A 16,977-nucleotide genomic window follows, 5' to 3' on the forward strand; every position below is an offset into this window, starting at 1 on the left:
CCGCGCCCAGCGCCCCCGCGCCCGCCGCTCGATGGCAGAAAAGGTGGGGTACGTGTCCTTGCTGCCACCGCCCCCGCCCGCCAGCATGGGGCCATGCCGACCCGCAGTGTGCTGCTCGTCCTGTTCGACGGGGTGCAGAGCCTCGACGTCAGCGGCCCGTTGGAGGTGTTCCACGGCGGTGGCTACCACGTCACCACCGCCTCGCCGGGCGGCCGTCCGGTGCGCACCAGCAGCGGTCTCACCCTGCTGCCCGACACCGACCTCGACCTGGCCGCCCCCGCGCACACCCTGCTGGTCCCCGGCGGGACCGGCGCCCGCGGCGAGGTCGCGCCCGAGCTGTCCGCCCGGATCGCCGCCCTCGCCGCCGACGCCCGGCGGGTGGTCTCGGTCTGCACCGGCACCTTCCTGCTCGCCGCGGCCGGCCTGCTGGCGGGCCGCCGGGTCACCACCCACTGGCGGCACTGCGCGACGCTGGCCGCCCGCCACCCCGAGCTGACTGTCGACCCGGAGCCGATCTACGTCCGGGACGGGCGCTTCCTGTCCTCGGCGGGGGTCACCGCGGGCATCGACCTGGCGCTGCACCTGGTCGAGGAGGACCTCGGCCGGGAGGTCGCGCTGGCGGTGGCCCGGGAGCTGGTGGTGTTCCTGCGCCGCCCCGGGGGCCAGGCCCAGTTCTCGGTCCAGTTGTCGGCGCAGCTCTCCGAACGGGACCCGGTGCGCGAAGTGCAGCGCTGGATCACCGAGCACCCGGAGGCGGACCTGTCGGTGGAGTCGCTGGCCCGCCGCGCCTCGCTGTCGCCGCGCCAGTTCGCCCGGGTCTTCACCGCGGACGTCGGCGTCACCCCCGGCCGCTACGTGGCCGGCGCCCGGCTGGAGGCGGCCCGCCGCCGCCTGGAGGACACCCGGGACGGCGTCGAGCAGATCGCCCGGGCCTGCGGCTACGGCTCGGCCGAGGCGATGCGCCGGGCCTTCGCCCGCACCCTGGCCACCACCCCGGCCGACTACCGCCGCCGCACCCGCTGACGCCTACCGCCGCCGCACCCGCTGGCGCCTACCGCCGCCGCACCCGCTGGCGCCTACCGCCGCCGCACCCGCTGGCGCCTACCGCCGCCTACTGCCGCCTACCGCCGGCGTCCACCGCCGACTACCGCTGCCGCATCCGCTGGCGCCTACCGCCGCCAAGCCGCTGCACCGGGGCCGAGGTCACCACTGCGACCAGGGCAGGGTCCAGCCGCTGAGGCCGTTCGCCGGGTCGAGCGGCTGCTTCTTGACGGAGTTCCGGACGATCACGACGTCGCCGATCTTCGAGGCGGCGTAGACCTTGCCGGCGGGGGAGTTCTCGTCGCCCTCCGGGGTGTCGGGGATGCCGATGCAGCCGTGGCTGATGTTCCCGTGGCCGGCCACCCCCCAGGCTTCCGGGTTGCCGTGCAGGTAGGTGCCGGAGGAGGTCAGGCGCATCGCGTGCGGGTCCACCGTGTCGTAGCCGGGGCCCTTGAGACCGACCTGCCCCTCGGAGGTCATCCTCTCCATCCGGTTCTTGGCCGAGATGACCATGGTGCCGTTCCAGGAGGGGTTGTCGTCGGTGCCGGCGACGATCGGGACGGTCTGGTCGGGCTTGCCGTCCTCCTTGACCACCATCCGGTGGGTGCTCGCGTCGACCTCGCTGATCCGGGAACGGGCGATGGTGAAGTGCTCGTCGCGCTGGGTCGCGCCGTACACGCCGGGTGCCAGTTCCACGCTCTTGGTGCGCAGGTGGACCTGGACGGTGGTGCCGGGCTTCCAGTACTCGGCGGGGCGCAGGTCGAGCCGGGTGTCGTTCTCGAACCAGTGGCCCCTGACCTGGGTGCCGTCGGAGGCTTCGACCACGATGGCCTGCTCGACCGCCGCCTTGTTCTTGACCTTCACGCCGCCGAAGTCGACCGAGATGATCATGCCGACGCCGAAGTCCTGGTCGGTCACCACGTTGTCCTTGACCTTGGTGGTCTTCTTGGGGACGAGGGTGGTGAAGGTGCTGGTGGCGGCGGTGGCCACGCCGTCGGCGTCGGTGGCCTCGGCGTTCACCCGGTAGGTGGAGCCGACCGAGAGCCCGCCGGTGACCGGGGTCCAGGTGAGGCCGTCGGGGGCGAGGGCGCCCTCGACCGGCTTGCCGTCCTGGTCGGTGACGGTGACGCCGGTCAGCTTGCCGGTCGCCACCGAGACCTTGACCGCCCCCGGGGCCACGTCCTTCGCGCCGTCCCCCGGCTCGATCGACAGCACGGCCGCGGACGCCTCGGCCCGCGCCGAACCGCTCTCCCCGCCCCGGCCCGCCCCGCCGGAGTCACCCCCGGCACCGGTGTCCCCGCCCCCGCTCCCGCCGGCACTGCACGCGGCCAGCAGCAGCACCCCGCTCAGCACCGCGCCCATCATCGAAACCCGTCGCACGACGGCCCCCCTCCAACCGGTCCATCCGGTCTTCCGGAAGAGGTACACGCGCCGAGGGAGGCCCGGGTTTCGGCCGCCGGCCCCGAGAAGTGTCACGATTCCGCACGGCCGCACGGCCGCACGGCCGCCCGCCCGCCCGTACGCCCGCCGTCAGCCCTCGCCACCCGCCACCCGCCACCCGCCGTCAGCCCTCGCCCTCGCCGTCCGGACGCTGGAACTCCGGCTGGTCCAGCAGCCGCAGCCAACTGCCGTCCGGCTGCCGCCGCACCACCTGGGCGCGGGCCCCGGCGCCGTCCTTGGGCGGGGTGGCGGTCAGCGCGATGCCGTCCGCGGCCAGGGTGGGCAGCGGCGGTTCGGGCGTGAACCGCGGCCGGTGGGCGAGGACCCGCTCCCAGAGCGCCTGGATCGCGGCCCGGCCGACCGTCAACTGCCCGGGCGGGTAGGCCATCACCGCGTCCTCCTCGTACAGCGCGGCCACCCCGGCGGCGTCGCCCGCGTTGGAGCGCTCCACGAACAGCCGGGTCAGGTCCTCGGGCCGCATCGCCTTCTCGTACGCGTTCACCGCTGCCTCCTGGTCGTCGTCCTGCGGTGCCTCCAGCCTTCCGCCGCCCGTACCGGAAGTCCAACAGCTGGTTCTGCTCGCCACTAGAACCAGTACGCCTAGAATCAGTACGCATGGAGTTGAGGCAGCTGGAGTACTTCGTCGCGGTCGCCGAGGAGCGCAACTTCACCCGGGCCGCCGAGCGGGTGCACATCAGCCAGTCCGGGGTGAGCGCCCAGATCCGGCAGCTGGAACGGGAGTTGGGCGCCGAGCTGTTCGACCGCTCGGCCCGGGTGGTGACGCTCACGGTGGCGGGCAAGGCGGCGCTGGAGCACGCCCGGCAGGCGCTGGCCGCGGCCCGCGCGGTGGGGCAGGCGGTCGGCGAGGTCACCGACCTGGTCCGCGGCAGCCTGCGCCTGGGCATGGTCGCGGGCTGCACCCTCACCCCGCTCTTCGACGGCCTGGCCGCCTTCCACCGGGCCCACCCCGGCGTCGAACTCGCCCTGCTGGAGGACGACTCCGAGCACCTCACCGAGGCCGTCCGCTCCGGCGCCCTCGACCTCGCCCTGATCGGCCGCCCCGCGCCCGCGCCCGACGGCCTGGACGCGCACGTGGTGGTCAGCGAACCCCTGGTCGCCGCCGTCCCGCCCGGCCACCCCCTGCTGGACGGGGACGGGGACGGTCCCACCCTCGCCGAGCTGCTCGCCCACCCGCTGGTCTGCATGCCCCGGGGCACCGGCCTGCGCGCCGTCCTGGACCGGGACTGCGCCGCCCGCGGCCTGACCCCCCGGATCGCCCTGGAGGCCGGCGCCGCCACCGCGATCGCCGACCTGGCCGTCCGGGGCCTGGGCGTGGCCGTGCTCAGCCGCTCGATGGCCGCGGCCTTCCCGGCCCTGGTCCCCGTCCCGGTCCGCGGCCTGACCACCCCGGCGCTGCTCGCCCTGGTCAACCGCCCGTCCCCACCCCCGGCCCTGCGCGCCCTGCTCTCCGCGCTGCGCCGCGCCTTCCACCTCCCGGCGTGACGACGGGCCGCCGGAGGCGCTCCGGCGGCCCGTCCCCTCCCACCCCTCAGTTCACGAAGGCCAGTTCGTGCGGCGTGCCGTTGAACCGCAGCCCGCCGTCCTCGGTGACGGTCACGATGTCCTCGATCCGGACGCCGAACTTCCCCGGCAGGTAGACCCCCGGCTCGATCGAGAAGCACATCCCGGGCACCAGCGGCTGGGTCTCGCCCTCGACCAGGTACGGCGGCTCGTGGGTGGTGAGCCCGATGCCGTGGCCGACCCGGTGGATGAAGTACTCGCCGTACCCGCCGTCGGTGATCACCTTGCGGGCCACCCGGTCGATGTCCTGGCAGGTCATCCCGGGCGCGACGGCGTCGAACGCCGCCTGCTGGGCGCGCCGCACCAGGTCGTGGACGGCGAGCACCTCCGCGGGCGGCTCGGTGCCGACGAAGACGGTGCGGGTGGTGTCGGAGCCGTAGCCGTCCTTCAGCCCGCCGAAGTCCAGCACCACGGTGTCGCCGCGCCGGATCACCCGCTCCCCGGCCTCGTGGTGCGGGTTCGCCCCGTTCGGACCGGAGCCGACCACGGTGAAGTCGACCTGGCTGTGTCCGTGCTTGACCAGCAGCGCGGCCAGGTCGGCGGCCACCTGGTTCTCGGTCCGCCCGGCGAAGTCCGCCCCGAGGATCTCCCCGTACGCCAGGTCGGCCGCCGCCCCGGCCGCGGCCAGCCGCTCCAGCTCGTCGTGGTCCTTCACCGCCCGCAGCATCGGCAGCACGTCGGTCAGCGCCGCGTACGAGCTGCCCGGCAGCGCCTGCTGCAGTCCGAGCAGGTGCATCGCCCAGGCGTTGTCGGAGATCCCGTACCGGCCGCGGCCGTCCAGGTTCGGCGCGAGCGCCGTGTACGGGTCGGAGCCGTCCGTCCAGTCGGCCATCCGGACGGCCTCCGCGCCCGGCGCCGCCTCGGCGTCCGGGCGCTCCAACTTCGGTACCAGCAGCACCGGTTCGGCCCCGGCCGCGATCACCAGGGCGGTCAGCCGCTCGGTCGTCGCGGTGGGCCGGTAGCCGGTCAGGTAGGCCAGGTCGGGGCCGGGGGTGACGACCAGTCCGGCCAGCCCGGCGTCCGCGGCGGCGGTGGCGGCGCGGGCCATCCGGGCCTGGAAGTCGGCGGTGGTGAACGGCTCGGGCATGTGCTCCCTCTCGATCAGCGGTGGGCGGTCAGCGGCGGGCGGGCGGTCAGCGGCGGACGGTCGGTGGCGGGCGGTCAGCGGTGGGCGGCGGCCGCGTAGTGGCGCAGGAACAGCGCCTCCACCCGGGCCATGTGCTCGATCTCGGACGGGTCCACGCTCTCGTTCGGCGCGTGGATCAGGCAGCGCGGCTCCTCCACGCCCATCAGGATGAGCTCCGACTCCGGGTACTGCGCCGCCAGCACGTTGCACAGCGGGATCGACCCGCCCTGCCCGAGGAAGGACAGCGGCTTCCCGTAGACCTCCCGGGCGGCCCGGTCGAGCGCCCCGTACGCCGCGCCGTCGGTGGCGGCCTTGAACGGCGAGCCCTTCGACTCCGGCTCCACCGTGACCCGCGCGCCCCACGGCGCCGCCGCCACCAGGTGGGCGGTCAGCGCGTCCTGCGCGGCGCCCGGGTCCATGCCGGGCGGCACCCGCAGGCTGACCCGGGCCCGGGCGGTGCCGGGGATCGCCGCCGCCGAGCCGACCACCGGCGCGCAGTCGATGCCCAGCACCGTCACCGCCGGGCGGGCCCACAGCCGGTCCGCGACCGTCCCGGAGCCGGTCAGGCCGACGCCCTCCAGCACGCCCGCGTCCGCGCGGAACTGCTGCTCGTCGTAGCCGACGCCCTCCCAGGTCCCGCCGTTCTCCAGCCCGTCGATCCGGGTGCCGCCCTCGGCGTCGCGCAGCGAGTCGAGGATCCGGACCAGCGCGGCCAGCGCGTCCGGGGCGGGGCCGCCGAACATCCCGGAGTGCATGTCCGACGCCAGCGTCCGCACCGTCACCACGACGTTCGCCAGGCCGCGCAGCGAGGTGGTCGCGGTCGGCACCCCGACCGCCGCGTTGCCGGTGTCGCACACCAGCAGCACGTCCGCGTGCAGGTCCTCCGGGTGCTGCGGGACGTACGCCTCCAGGCCGCCGGTGCCCTGCTCCTCCGAGCCCTCCGCGACCAGCTTGATCCCGACCGGCAGGTCGTCGCCGAGCGCCCGCAGCGCGGTGAGGTGCATGACGATGTTGCCCTTGCAGTCCGCGGTGCCGCGCCCGTACCAGCGCCCGTCCCGCTCGGTCAGCTCGAACGGGGGCGTGGTCCAGGCGGAGTCGTCCAGCGGCGGCTGCACGTCGTAGTGGCAGTACAGCAGCACGGTCGGCGCGCCGGGCGGCGGCGGGCGGTGCCCGAGGACGGCGTGGCTGCCGTCCGGGGTCTCCGCCAGCCGGACGTCCCGCAGGCCGGCCTCGGTGAACGCGGCGGCCACCCACTCGGCGGCCTCCCGGCACTTCTCCGGCGGCTGCTGCCGCGGGTCGGCGACCGAGGGGATGGCGACCAGCTCGGCCAGGTCCCGCTTCGCCCGCGGCATCAACGCCGCGATCCGGGCGGCGAGTTCGGTGTCGGTGCTCATCTGCTCCCCCTCAGTTCCGGACCGTGTCATCGGTCTTGATGTCCTTGATCTTCTCCTGGTAGCCGTCCAACTGGTCCGGGCAGTAGACGCTCAGCACCAGCGCCTCCGCCTGCACCGTCCGGGCGGCGACGATGACCGGCCGCTGCCCGGGCCCGTCGGCCCCGTTCGACATCTGCAACCGCTTGAGGCCGGTCTTCAGCGAACTCGCCGGGTCCTGGCACACCGCGCCGCCGTCGGTCCCCAGGGTGCGGGCGACCTGGCCGCGGTCCGGCGTCGGGTAGCCGTTCTCCTGGAGCTTCGTGATCAGCTCGTCCGCCTTCCGGTACGACTCGTTGGTGGCGTGCTGCTGGGTGAACGTGACCAGGCCGATCACCACCATCGCGACCAGCACCACGATCGCGCCGACGTAGATCCACCTGTGCTCGGAAGCCATCCGGGTGCTCATCCGCCCACCTCGCTCCGCCCGCTCCGCCCGCTCCGTCCGTTCCGCCCGCTCACGCCGCCTCCTCCTCGATGGCCGCGGCCGCCGCCGGGTCGCGCCACTCGGGCTTGCTGGCCTTCAGGAAGCCGAACGGGACGATCACGCCCAGCAGCAGCAGACCGCCGCCGACGATCCCGATGTACGCCCAGACACTGCCGCCGCCGAACTGCGAGGACGGCACGAACCCGATCACCATCGCCGCCGCCGAGGCCAGCAGGCCCACCACGCACAGCACCCCCAGCGCCGGAGCGCGGTAGCCGCGCGGGTGGTCCGGCTGGAGCCGGCGCAGCCGCATCGCCGCGAGGAACATCAGCAGGTAGACGATCAGGTACACCTGCGTGGTGATCACCGAGAAGATCCAGTACACGCTGGAGACGTTCGGGATCAGCGCGTACATCAGCGCGATGGCCGTGGTCACCACGCCCTGCGCGACCAGGATGTTCTGCTGCACCCCGTGGCTGTTCAGCTTCTGCAGCGAGGGCGGCAGGTAGCCCTCCTGCCGGGAGATCATCAGCAGGCCCTTCGACGGGCCGGCCAGCCAGGTCAGCATGCCGCCCAGCGAGGCCGCGACCAGGCCGACCGCGATCAGCGGCGTCAGCCAGCCGATGTGGAAGTACTGGAAGAACGCGTCGAACGCCTGCATCACGCCCGCCGTCAGCGACAGCTGGTCGGCCGGCACCACCCAGCTGATCGCCAGCGCGGGCAGGATGAAGATCAGCAGCACCAGGCCGACCGCCAGGAACATCGAGCGCGGGAACTCCCTGCCCGGGTTCTTCAGCGAGGAGACGTGCACCGCGTTCATCTCCATGCCCGAGTAGCTCAGGAAGTTGTTGACGATCAGCACCAGGCTCGCCAGGCCCGTCCAGGCCGGCAGCAGGTGGTCCGCCGACATCGGCGCCGCCGAGCCGTTGCCCTGCCCCAGGAACACGAAGCCCAGCACCACCAGCAGCGCGCCCGGGATCAGCGTCCCGATGATCAGCCCCCAGGACGCCAGGCCCGCCACCGCGTCCGTCCCGCGCGAGGACACCCACACGCCGGTCCAGTACAGCACCATGATCACGATCGCGGTGTACAGCCCGTTGCTGGCCAGGCTCGGGTCCACCACGTACGCGATCGTGCTGGCCACGTACGCCAGCAGGCTCGGGTAGTAGAAGATCGTCATCGCGAACTGGCACCACACCGCCAGGAACCCCAACGGCTTCGACAGCCCCTGGGCCACCCAGTTGTAGACCCCGCCCTCCCAGCCCGACGCCAGCTCCGCCGAGACCAGCGCCGTCGGCAGCAGGAACACGATCGCCGGCACCACGTACAGGAACACGCACGCCAGCCCGTACACCGCCATCGTCGGCGACGACCGCAGGCTCGCCACCGAACTGGTCGTCATCAGCGCCAACGTCACCCAGGTCATCCTGGGCGCCGCCACCGCCTTCACCCGCCTCCCCGCAACCGCCGCCGCCCCCTCCGGACTCGGCACATCCGCCGCGCTCATCCACCGCCTCCTCCCGCCGACCCCGCCCACCGGAGCCCGCCCCCCCACCCTCGGTCCCCCGCCCCCGCCCCGCATCCGATAACCCGTCACCACCCCCTCCCCCCTCACCGGAACGGCCCAACGGCCCGCCCTGACGGGCCGTCGGGACCGGGTGCGGATCGCTAGAGTTCGCCGGCCGCCCGCAGGATCCTGTTCCACCACTCCAGCCGCCCGACCTCCTTCGAGTCGTGCACCTTCCGCGGCCGGAGCCGCTCGTAGCCGGCGACCAGCCGGTCGGCCTTCCGCCGGGTCAGCAGCGGCACGTCGTGGCGGATGATCCCCTCCCACCTCGCCGCGTGGACCTCCGGCTCCTCCCGGTGCAGCAGTTCGACCGGCAGCTCACGGCCGACCGCCCACACCACCAGGTCGGGAGCGTCGGCCAGCAGGTGCCAGTGGGCCTTCGACCGGACCCGGCTCATCGCCTCCACCTCGTCCAGCACCGCCCGCCGGACCGCGATCGCGGTCCGGACCCCGTCGACCCGGGTCCGCTCGTCGAACAGCGACCTGAACTCACGGCTCGACTGGTCCCGCCACACCTCGTTCCGGCCCGTCCGGTCCAACGCGAGGAACCCCAGCTCCGGCCCGGCCTCCCGGACGAGCAGCGCCAGCGCGGTGGTGGCCTCCCCCACCGAGTAGGACTCCCGGACCGGCCCGCTCCACACCGCCCCCCGCCGCAACCGGAAGAGGACGCCCCGGCGGGCGAACCCGTCCGCCAAGCCGCGCATCACGGGGTTGCGCACCAACAGGTCCTGCGGCGTCGCCGGGTTCTGGAACAGGTGCGCCCGGTCGTGCGCGGCCCGGGCCCGCTCCCGCGCCTCGCCGGTGACGATCCGCACGTCCACCACCGCCCGGGCCAGGTGCTCGGGCGACAGGTCCGGCGCGTGCCGCTCGGCCACCCCGAGGGTCTGGTTCCCGTCGATGCACTCGACCCCGAACAACTGGACGTGCCACACGCTCCGGTCCCGGTCCAGGCAGAAGGAACGCTCGTCTGCTCCTGCGCATCCGGAAACACCTGCGCCATCGCGTACACGTTCATGCCCACCACAACGCCCCCGAAGCCCCCCTCGGATGACGCCCCACACCCACCCCGCAGGCCACCACCCGTACAACGAGGAAGGGCCCTGCCGGATCTCTCCGGCAGGGCCCTTGCCTACTCCTACGAAGTCGGGGTAGCGGGATTTGAACCCACGGCCTCTTCGTCCCGAATGAGGTTCGGGCTCCCACATACCCTGCGCAAATTCATAACACCGCAGGTCGCAGCGTTGGTCATCGTTGTTGCAGGTAGGTCAGTTGGACATTGAATCCCAAGATCTTCTCCCGAGATTCTCCCAGCTGTGATGCCATGGAGTGGCCGCAGGCCGGCGACACGTTCATCAGCGTGCCGTCACCTCTCGGCTGAGGGTCCGTGGTGCTGGTTCAGCCGAGCTTGGGCGCGAAGACAGAGCCCGGCAGTCGGACCCTGATCCTTCCTGCATGATGGGGGCTGAGGTAAGTGGACGAGAAGTTCGGCGCATGGCTCGGTCGGCAACTTCATCGAGCTGGCCTCACGCAAGCAGAGTTCGCTGAGCAGGTAGGCGTAACACGTGCGGCTGTATCTGCCTGGATCGTTGGTAGGGCCGTGCCCTCACCCGTGACCCTCCCGAAGGTCGCAGCAGTCCTAGAGGCCGCCGCAGCCACGGAGGCCAAGAACCCTCAGACATGATCTTCATTAGCCATGACAGCTTTCAAGATTATCGACAGTAGTTGCGAACTGCGGACATGACCTGCGACGCGAGGGCTCAGGGTGCTCGCAGTGCGAGCCTGGTCCACCGCTGATCCACGGCATGCAGGCCGTGGATCGCGTGGGTTGCAAGGGGCCGCAGCAGGGCAATACCTACTGGTTCCGCATAGGCCCTGGCGGGGCTCCAATCTCGGTCGGGTCCTCGATGACTTCCGATGCTCCCCTGGCTGACCTCTGGATCGCACGGATAGCGGCGATCAAGTCCGGCACTCGCCGAAGCAGGTCAACGAGGAGCATCAGGGTCATTCCCATGAGCCCGAATGCCCCTACTGCTAGCAGTGTGATCTTTTCCCAGTCCACCGGCCCGCTGGCCCTTTCCCTTTGGGAGGCCGGACCGGATTCCATGTTTAACAGGCTCAGTCCGACCATAGCTATGGTCTGAACTGAGTTCCTGTCGACATCCAAGATACTCAGATTTCAATGCTGCACTCAGAATTTGATAGTAGGGGCAAATTAAAAGTAAGGGCCCAACGGGCCGGCCGCCGGGGGTCGTGGAAAACCCGGTGTCTTGTCAGCAGGGAGTAGATGTCGTACCGCTCCATGCTGATGGCGATACGACGTTACCTGAGTGCAGCTGGATAGCGAGTGATTTCCCGGAAAGCGCTACAGGATGACCGATTCCGACCAAAAGAGATAGATTCTTTTGGGAAAGTGGTCGATAATGGCTCGCGCATTACGAGTTCGCCCAGTCGTCGTCCGTGGCCGACCTCAGCCCAGATCGGCGGACCTCAAGGGACCGTTAGAGACGGCCATGGATAGGGGAACCGAGGCCAAGACTGAGACCGGCATGACGAAGAGCCCCGACTGAGACCAGTCGGGGCCCTTCGTTTTTTACTGCTCAGTGGCGGTAGCGGTGGGATTCGAACCCACAGTGAAGTTGCCCCACACACTTTCGAGGCCTGTGACCTACTGTTCAGCGAAGGCCATTGACGTTCCGGCCGCAGGTGGGGACGGGTTCCGGGGGCCCTGATGTACTCCGCTGAACTGTGGCGAATGAGACCACAACTGAGACCTTCTTCTACCGCAAACCGTGAGCGGCAGCCAGATGCGGGCGTTGGGCGAGCAGCGCCTCAAGCCTGCTCTCAGGCCACAATTCGACCTGGGGAAAGCTACCCTTCTCGTTGTGCTGCTCAGCCCAACTCACCGCATCGGCCGTGAAGCGTCCGCTTGTGGCAATGATCAGGCTGCGCACTAGCGGCTGAGTCCAGGTCTGTACCTTCGCGACTGTGGCAGCCACCTCCGCAGGGTCGACGGAACGCTTGCGCCAGTGCTTCGCCTGAACAATCACCCGCTCGTTACGGGTGTTGCCGGTACTGTCGCGCAGAACGCGATCCATGGAGAGGTCTCGCCCTCGGTCGGCAGCGCGCGTTTGCATCAGCCACTGCACGTTTTCATGGTCGGGGAAGCTTCGCAGCAGGTTATAGAGGAGCCGCTCGAACCCATCGTCGTCCAAGCGGTCCCACGGAAGGGCAACAGAGGCTTGCCCAGTCAGCTGACCGGATGCGGCAAGTCCGAGGTCAATGTCCGGCACGGGGAGTGGGTCTGCTTCTGAGTGGAGGCCCGCAGTGACATCGGCGAGGACGCTTGGCCAGTCAAACTCGGCGATGTCATGCCAATCGTGCCCTTGCCCGAAGTGCATGTGGCGATGCAGGTCACCCCACCGCCCGTGCCGGTCTGCGGTGTCGCCGAGAAGACGTTCGATCTCGGCGATGGCATCCGTGACCTGCGCTACCTTCGGAGTTTCGAGCCGTGCCTGCGAATCCCTCGGTACGTCTTGGAGCATCTGCGGCAGGGCCGAGTCAATGATCAAGATCAGTTCCTCAAGTCGGCGACGAGCAGCCCGCCGACGTGCTCGATTGAGGCGGTAACGATAGTCGGCAAGATCCTTTCCCGGCTTCTCGCCAGCCTCATGGACAGCGTGGGGCAACTCGCTGATCTCGAAGTAGTCGATGAAAGCCTGACCGAGCGCGTCGATGTCAGGAAGCGGCTCGGTGATGGTCCAATCGTCAATGGGGGGCAGCCCGGGCAGAAGGTCTGTCCATGCCCGGCAGAGGTCGTCGTACTCGGGGTGTGACCCCCTTACCGGCCCGTCGGGGATGAAAGACTCCGCCCGCTTCCAGATGGCTTCAAGCTTGGTCAGGTTGGCTGAGGTCCGGTCCAACGCGTTCAGCAGGTCGTTGAGATCCACGAGTTTGCCTTTCGACAGGCCGACACGAGTTCCGTCAGCAGTGCTGAGACGGTACAGACGGCGTCCGACAGGACGAGTTCCCACGTCTGCTGCTGCTCTTCAGCCAGCCGCAGGCCGCCGCAGGAGCGTCTCGGCGATGAGCTTCATAGAGTCAACGACGACGATAGCGCCGGCTGCAGCTAGCTTCGCGTCCTTCTTTGGCTTGTTGGCGTATCCGATGGTCGCCACCCCGGCCGCGTGGCCAGCCTCTACGTCCCGGGCTGCGTCGCCGATGAAGATGCACTCCTCCGGCTTGCTGCCAGCCGACTCCATCGCCTCCAGGAGCAGACGCGGGTTCGGTTTCATGGACGAAGGATCGCCCGGGACCCGACCGAAGATGCCGGCCACGTAGCCGTTGAGCCCCTGATCGGTCAGGTATGCCTCGATCGCGGCGCCCGCGTTGTTGCTCACTACCGAGACGAAGCGGCCGGACCTGGTGCACGCGCGCAGGACCAATTCGCCGCCCGGGTTTGGCCGACCGCTCAGAACGGCCTCGGTCTCAAGCGCCGCAAGCGCACTGTCTGCTGCTGCCGCAAGGTCTGGCCGCGCGTCTGCGATGAGATGGAGCAGGGCGAGCGGGTCACTCTCGACCTCGCTCTCGTTCGGGGCCTGCTCGTCGGCAACTAGCAGGCCCATACGGAGGCGTCGCGCGACTTCAGGCGCAGGTAGTCCGGCGAAGACCGAACACACGGGGCCGTCGAAATCCAGCAGGACGTGCTTCACCGGGCGAAGCACGTCGGCGAGCGAGGGAGGCGGGGCGGTCACGGCTGACGCTCGTACGCGATCGTGGACCACACGCTGTCGAACCACATCTGCGCCTGCTGGACGTACTGCGATCCGAGCGAGGCATCATCCGGACCGGCGGCGTGGTGGAAGAGAGTGGTGTCCTTGCCGGTGACGTCGTAGAACGTGTGGTCGTTGCCGTTGATGGCCACCATTCGCTCCCGGAGCGGGTAGAAGCCGAAGAACGCTTCTGAGCGGTTCAGGATGTACAGCTTGAACAGGCTGGACGCCCGGTGCACCTTCACCTGAACCGTGGCCGACTGGACGAGACCAAGCTCCGCCAGCATCTCGACCGAGTGGCCGATGCCGCCGGCGTTCGTCAGCGCGATGTTGCGCGCACGCTCCCGGAGCGCGGGTTCATCCTTGAGCCCATCCACGAGGACGGGCACGGCCATGGGCTCGGACGTGTCCGGCAGCAGGAGTCGCACGGTGATGGACTCGGGGGCCAGCCGTCCAGAGCGCACTTTGTCGAGCGGCTCCTGAAGGGCGTTGTGGAGCGTCTCGCTGGAGAAGCCTGCGAAGTCGAGGGTTACCTGCTGCTGCTCGAAGGCCGCTTCGAGGTGGGGGCGAAGGCCGACCGGGCGCGACGTGCGCTCCCGTACGAAGGACCCGCTGCCTTGCCGGGTCACGATCAACCCCTCGGTTCGGAGCAGGTCAAGGGCCTTGTCGATCGTGCCGCGTGCCACGCCGAAATGCTTGGCGAGTTCGGGGCCGGATGGGAGCTTGTCGCCGGTTTCGAAACCGGGCTTCTTCGTGAGGATCGAGGCCCGCAAAGAGCTGCTGACCTGCTGATACGGCGGGCGGGAGTCATCCGGGTCAAGGCTCATGCACCCATGCTAAGGCAGATGCCCAACACACGCGAGAAACCCAACTCTCTTGACCTGCCTAGGCAGGTTGTCTATGTTGAGTGTGTCGCAACCGAGAGATGCGGGAGCGACGCAGAGGGGCCTTCTTCGGGCTGCTCTGAGCTGCACAAACGTGCCTGGAGGGGTGGGGTGACAGCCCCCTGAAGGAAGCGCTCGTTCTTTGACAACTCCATTGGTCCCGCCGAGAGCCCCGCGTGAGGAGGTGATTGGGGTGAGGCGGAGGCAGACCGAACGGACGGCCCGGAGTGGGCCCCTGCGGGGGTGAGGGTGCGATTCCCTCCCCGTTCGCCGACAGCCCCGGCGCCGACTGCGCCGGGTTGCTGTCTTTCATCAGGCCCGTGGGCGGGCTGGCGCGCATTCCTTGGCCGGGCGCGCGCCAGCCCTTCCGGGCCTGCTCACCTATTCAGGAGGTAGAGACCCGTGAGGTCGATTGTCGCAGGGCAGTTCGCCGTGGACTCGCAGGAGTTCGCGGAGCTGGCGTTGGGTGTGGACTCGGAGCTGTTCGCCGGTGTGCCGGGCGAGTCGGCGGCCGAGTACTGGGTGCGGGTGGACGTGGCGTCGGCGGTGCTGGCGGACTTGGACCGGGAGGACCCGGAGCTGGCCGCCTACGCGCGCCGGTTGATGGCCTCGGCGCCCGTCCCGCTGTTCACCGCCCGCCGGGCCGCCGCCCGCAAGACCGTGGTGCGCGGGGTGGCGGCGTGAGCGCCTTCAAGCGGCGTGCTCACCGCCGCCTGCTCGTGCTCACGAAGGGCGTGTTCGTGCTCATCGCCCGTTCGTCGGGCGGGAAGCGGGGTGTGCGGTGAGCCGGTTGGTGACGCCGCAGCAGACCCGCGCTGCGGAGCGGATGTTGAGTTTCGGGACGTGGGCGATCACCTTCGGGGCGGTGCTGTACAGCATGCTCACGGTGACGCCGTTGATGGTCACGCACACCCCGCCCGACTGGGCGTGGACGGCGCCGATCCTGCCGATCGTGGTGGACGCGGCCGTGGTGATCGTGGTCCGGATGGACGGCCTGCTGGCCCTGCTCAACGGGGACGGCGGCCGGTGGCCGGTGGTGCTGCGCTGGATGACCGGCCTGGCGACGGTGCTGCTCAACGTGGGGATGTCCGCGCTGGAGCGGGACGTGGTCGGGGTCGCCGTGCACGCGGTGGCGCCATTGCTGCTGATCGTCACGGCGGAGACCTCCCTCGCCTACCGGCGGGCCATCGCACGGGCCGTGAGCGCCCGTGAGGCCGCTGAGCGCGCCGAGCGCGAAGAGCGCCGGGAGCGGGCCGAGGCGGAGCGGAAGCGGGAGCGGGCGGAGCGGCTGGAGGAGTTCGAAGCCGCCGAGCGGCGCCGCCGTGAGGCCGAGGACCGCGAGGACCGGCGAGCGCGTGAGCAGCGTGAGCACGAAGCCCGGATGGCCCGCGAGGAGCGCGAGGAGAACGCCCGGCGAGAGGCTGCCGAGCGTGCCGAGCAGCAGCGCCGGCAGACGGCCGAACAGGCGGAGCGGGAGCGCCGTGAGCGCGAGGCGAGCGAGCGTGAGCACGCCGAGCGTGAGCGTGAGCGCCGGCGGGAGGAGGAGGTCAAGGCCCGCCGCGCCGAGCTGCTGTCCCGTCCGCCGGCCACCGAGAAGCTGCCGGAGGAACTGGCGCGCGAGATCGTCGGGCACGCGGTGATGGCGAAGCTTCCGCAGCGGCGTGCCGCCGAGCTGACGGGCTGGTCCACCGGCTGGGTCGCCGCCCAGTACCGCGAGATCGAGAACTTCTACGACCTGATCACCGAGCAGCCGTTCCGGAACGCGGCATGAACGGCAGCAACGCGGCAGAGCCGCTGAGGTCGTTCTCCTTCGGTGGCGGGGTGCAGTCGATGGCGGCTCTGGTGCTGGCCGCGCAGGGCCGGATCGACTACCGCATGTTCCTGTTCTCCAACGTCGGCGACGACTCCGAGAACCCCGCCACCATCGTCTATGTCGACCAGGTGGCCCGGCCGTTCGCCGCCGCCCACGGCCTCGAACTGGTCACGCTGGAGCGGGTGATGGTGCGCTCCAAGGAGACCCGGACCTTGTTCGGCGAGTTGACCCGCGAGGGCTCGAAGTCGTTGAAGATCCCGGTGCGCATGTCCAACGGGGCCCCCGGCACCCGCTCCTGCACCGCTGACTACAAGATCAAGGTCATCGGGCGGGAACTCAAGCGCCGGGGCGCGACCCCCGAGGCCCCCGCCACCGTCGGTATCGGCATCAGTGTCGACGAGATCGAGCGGGCCAACAACCGCCGCTGCGAGCCGCACGAGCGCATCGACTACCCCCTGCTCACCCTGGGCCTGCGCCGCGCCGACTGCATGCGCGTCATCCGCGATGCCGGTCTGCCCGTCCCGCCGAAGTCCTCGTGCTGGTTCTGCCCGTTCAAGCGGCCCGAGACCTGGCACGAGATGCGCCGCAGCGAGCCCGAACTCTTCGAGAAGGCGTGCCGGCTCGAAGAGCTCCTCAACGAGCGCCGCGACCGGCTCGGCAAGGACCACGTGTTCTTGACCCGCTTCGGGCGGCCCCTGCGCCGGGCCATCCCCGACGGCGTCGACACCCTCTTCGACCTCGACCAGCTCGACGACGGGCTGTGCGACTCCGGATGGTGCATGACCTGATCAGCAGATACACCCCCCGGGGCGGCCGTCTCGCCGGCAAGCTGCCGACCGTCCCGGGGTCCCTTTCCGCACCACGATCGCAGTGAGGAAGGAAGCCCCAGTGAACCAGAA

General features: G+C 70.5%; 16 protein-coding genes. 6 read left to right on the plus strand and 10 right to left on the minus strand.

The features are described from left to right. Window positions 1-93: 93 nt before the first annotated feature. Entirely contained in the window at window positions 94-1,023 is a 930-nt protein-coding gene (locus tag ACIP60_RS14510; protein ID WP_400683612.1) for a GlxA family transcriptional regulator, read from the plus strand. A 180-nt stretch (window positions 1,024-1,203) separates the two neighbouring features. Here ACIP60_RS14510 and ACIP60_RS14515 read toward each other — a convergent pair whose 3' ends face one another. Both ACIP60_RS14515 and ACIP60_RS14520 read right to left on the minus strand, forming a co-directional pair. After that, window positions 1,204-2,421, minus strand: coding sequence for an Ig-like domain-containing protein (locus ACIP60_RS14515; RefSeq protein WP_400683614.1), 1,218 nt, complete (start codon window positions 2,419-2,421; stop codon window positions 1,204-1,206). Window positions 2,422-2,605: 184 nt separating this feature from the next. Then, window positions 2,606-2,962, minus strand: coding sequence for a YybH family protein (locus ACIP60_RS14520; protein ID WP_400684177.1), 357 nt, complete (start codon window positions 2,960-2,962; stop codon window positions 2,606-2,608). Window positions 2,963-3,096: 134 nt separating this feature from the next. Between ACIP60_RS14520 and ACIP60_RS14525 the strand changes: the two genes are divergently transcribed. Then, a complete protein-coding gene (locus ACIP60_RS14525) occupies window positions 3,097-3,984 on the plus strand; it encodes a LysR family transcriptional regulator (RefSeq protein WP_400683616.1) in 888 nt (295 codons plus the stop codon). Window positions 3,985-4,030: 46 nt separating this feature from the next. Here the strand turns inward: ACIP60_RS14525 and ACIP60_RS14530 are convergent, their stop codons facing one another. The 5 genes from ACIP60_RS14530 to ACIP60_RS14550 all read right to left on the minus strand — a co-directional run bounded on the left by ACIP60_RS14530 (window position 4,031) and on the right by ACIP60_RS14550 (window position 9,544). Next, window positions 4,031-5,149: an aminopeptidase P family protein gene (locus ACIP60_RS14530; RefSeq protein ID WP_400683618.1), complete on the minus strand. Its 1,119-nt coding sequence runs from the start codon at window positions 5,147-5,149 to the stop codon at window positions 4,031-4,033. A gap of 74 nt (window positions 5,150-5,223) precedes the next feature. Then, the gene (locus ACIP60_RS14535) at window positions 5,224-6,582 is read right to left on the minus strand and encodes a dipeptidase (RefSeq protein ID WP_400683620.1); all 1,359 of its coding nucleotides are present in this window, start codon (window positions 6,580-6,582) and stop codon (window positions 5,224-5,226) included. Window positions 6,583-6,592: 10 nt separating this feature from the next. Beyond that, complete coding sequence (locus ACIP60_RS14540) at window positions 6,593-7,027, minus strand: hypothetical protein (RefSeq protein ID WP_400683622.1); 435 nt, start codon at window positions 7,025-7,027, stop codon at window positions 6,593-6,595. Between the two features lie 49 nt (window positions 7,028-7,076). After that, window positions 7,077-8,552 (minus strand): APC family permease, encoded by a 1,476-nt coding sequence (locus ACIP60_RS14545; RefSeq protein ID WP_282206198.1) that lies wholly within the window; start codon window positions 8,550-8,552, stop codon window positions 7,077-7,079. A 161-nt stretch (window positions 8,553-8,713) separates the two neighbouring features. Further along, complete coding sequence (locus tag ACIP60_RS14550; RefSeq protein WP_400683624.1) at window positions 8,714-9,544, minus strand: hypothetical protein; 831 nt, start codon at window positions 9,542-9,544, stop codon at window positions 8,714-8,716. A gap of 539 nt (window positions 9,545-10,083) precedes the next feature. Here ACIP60_RS14550 and ACIP60_RS14555 point away from each other — a divergent pair. Then, window positions 10,084-10,293: a helix-turn-helix transcriptional regulator gene (locus tag ACIP60_RS14555; protein ID WP_400683627.1), complete on the plus strand. Its 210-nt coding sequence runs from the start codon at window positions 10,084-10,086 to the stop codon at window positions 10,291-10,293. Window positions 10,294-11,389: 1,096 nt separating this feature from the next. On the opposite strand, the gene ACIP60_RS14560 is transcribed toward ACIP60_RS14555, so the two are convergent. From ACIP60_RS14560 to ACIP60_RS14570, 3 genes are all read right to left on the minus strand, one after another. After that, complete coding sequence (locus ACIP60_RS14560) at window positions 11,390-12,559, minus strand: restriction endonuclease (RefSeq protein WP_400683630.1); 1,170 nt, start codon at window positions 12,557-12,559, stop codon at window positions 11,390-11,392. A 99-nt stretch (window positions 12,560-12,658) separates the two neighbouring features. Next, window positions 12,659-13,363, minus strand: a complete 705-nt coding sequence (locus ACIP60_RS14565; protein WP_400683632.1) for an HAD family hydrolase — start codon at window positions 13,361-13,363, stop codon at window positions 12,659-12,661. Continuing rightward, window positions 13,360-14,208 carry a GntR family transcriptional regulator gene (locus tag ACIP60_RS14570; protein ID WP_400683634.1) on the minus strand — a complete coding sequence of 283 codons (849 nt, stop codon included), beginning with the start codon at window positions 14,206-14,208 and terminating at the stop codon, window positions 13,360-13,362. The genes ACIP60_RS14565 and ACIP60_RS14570 overlap by 4 nt, the downstream gene beginning before the upstream one ends. Before the next feature lie 459 nt (window positions 14,209-14,667). Between ACIP60_RS14570 and ACIP60_RS14575 the strand changes: the two genes are divergently transcribed. The 3 genes from ACIP60_RS14575 to ACIP60_RS14585 all read left to right on the plus strand — a co-directional run bounded on the left by ACIP60_RS14575 (window position 14,668) and on the right by ACIP60_RS14585 (window position 16,866). Continuing rightward, window positions 14,668-14,949, plus strand: a complete 282-nt coding sequence (locus ACIP60_RS14575) for a hypothetical protein (RefSeq protein WP_400683637.1) — start codon at window positions 14,668-14,670, stop codon at window positions 14,947-14,949. A gap of 109 nt (window positions 14,950-15,058) precedes the next feature. Continuing rightward, a complete protein-coding gene (locus ACIP60_RS14580; protein WP_400683639.1) occupies window positions 15,059-16,036 on the plus strand; it encodes a DUF2637 domain-containing protein in 978 nt (325 codons plus the stop codon). Beyond that, window positions 16,033-16,866, plus strand: a complete 834-nt coding sequence (locus tag ACIP60_RS14585) for a phosphoadenosine phosphosulfate reductase (RefSeq protein WP_400683642.1) — start codon at window positions 16,033-16,035, stop codon at window positions 16,864-16,866. Before ACIP60_RS14580 ends, ACIP60_RS14585 begins: the two co-directional genes overlap by 4 nt. The last annotated feature ends 111 nt before the right edge of the window (window positions 16,867-16,977 follow it).

The organism is Kitasatospora sp. NPDC088783 (assembly GCF_044750705.1).
Classification (GTDB): Bacteria; Actinomycetota; Actinomycetes; order Streptomycetales; family Streptomycetaceae; genus Kitasatospora; species Kitasatospora fiedleri.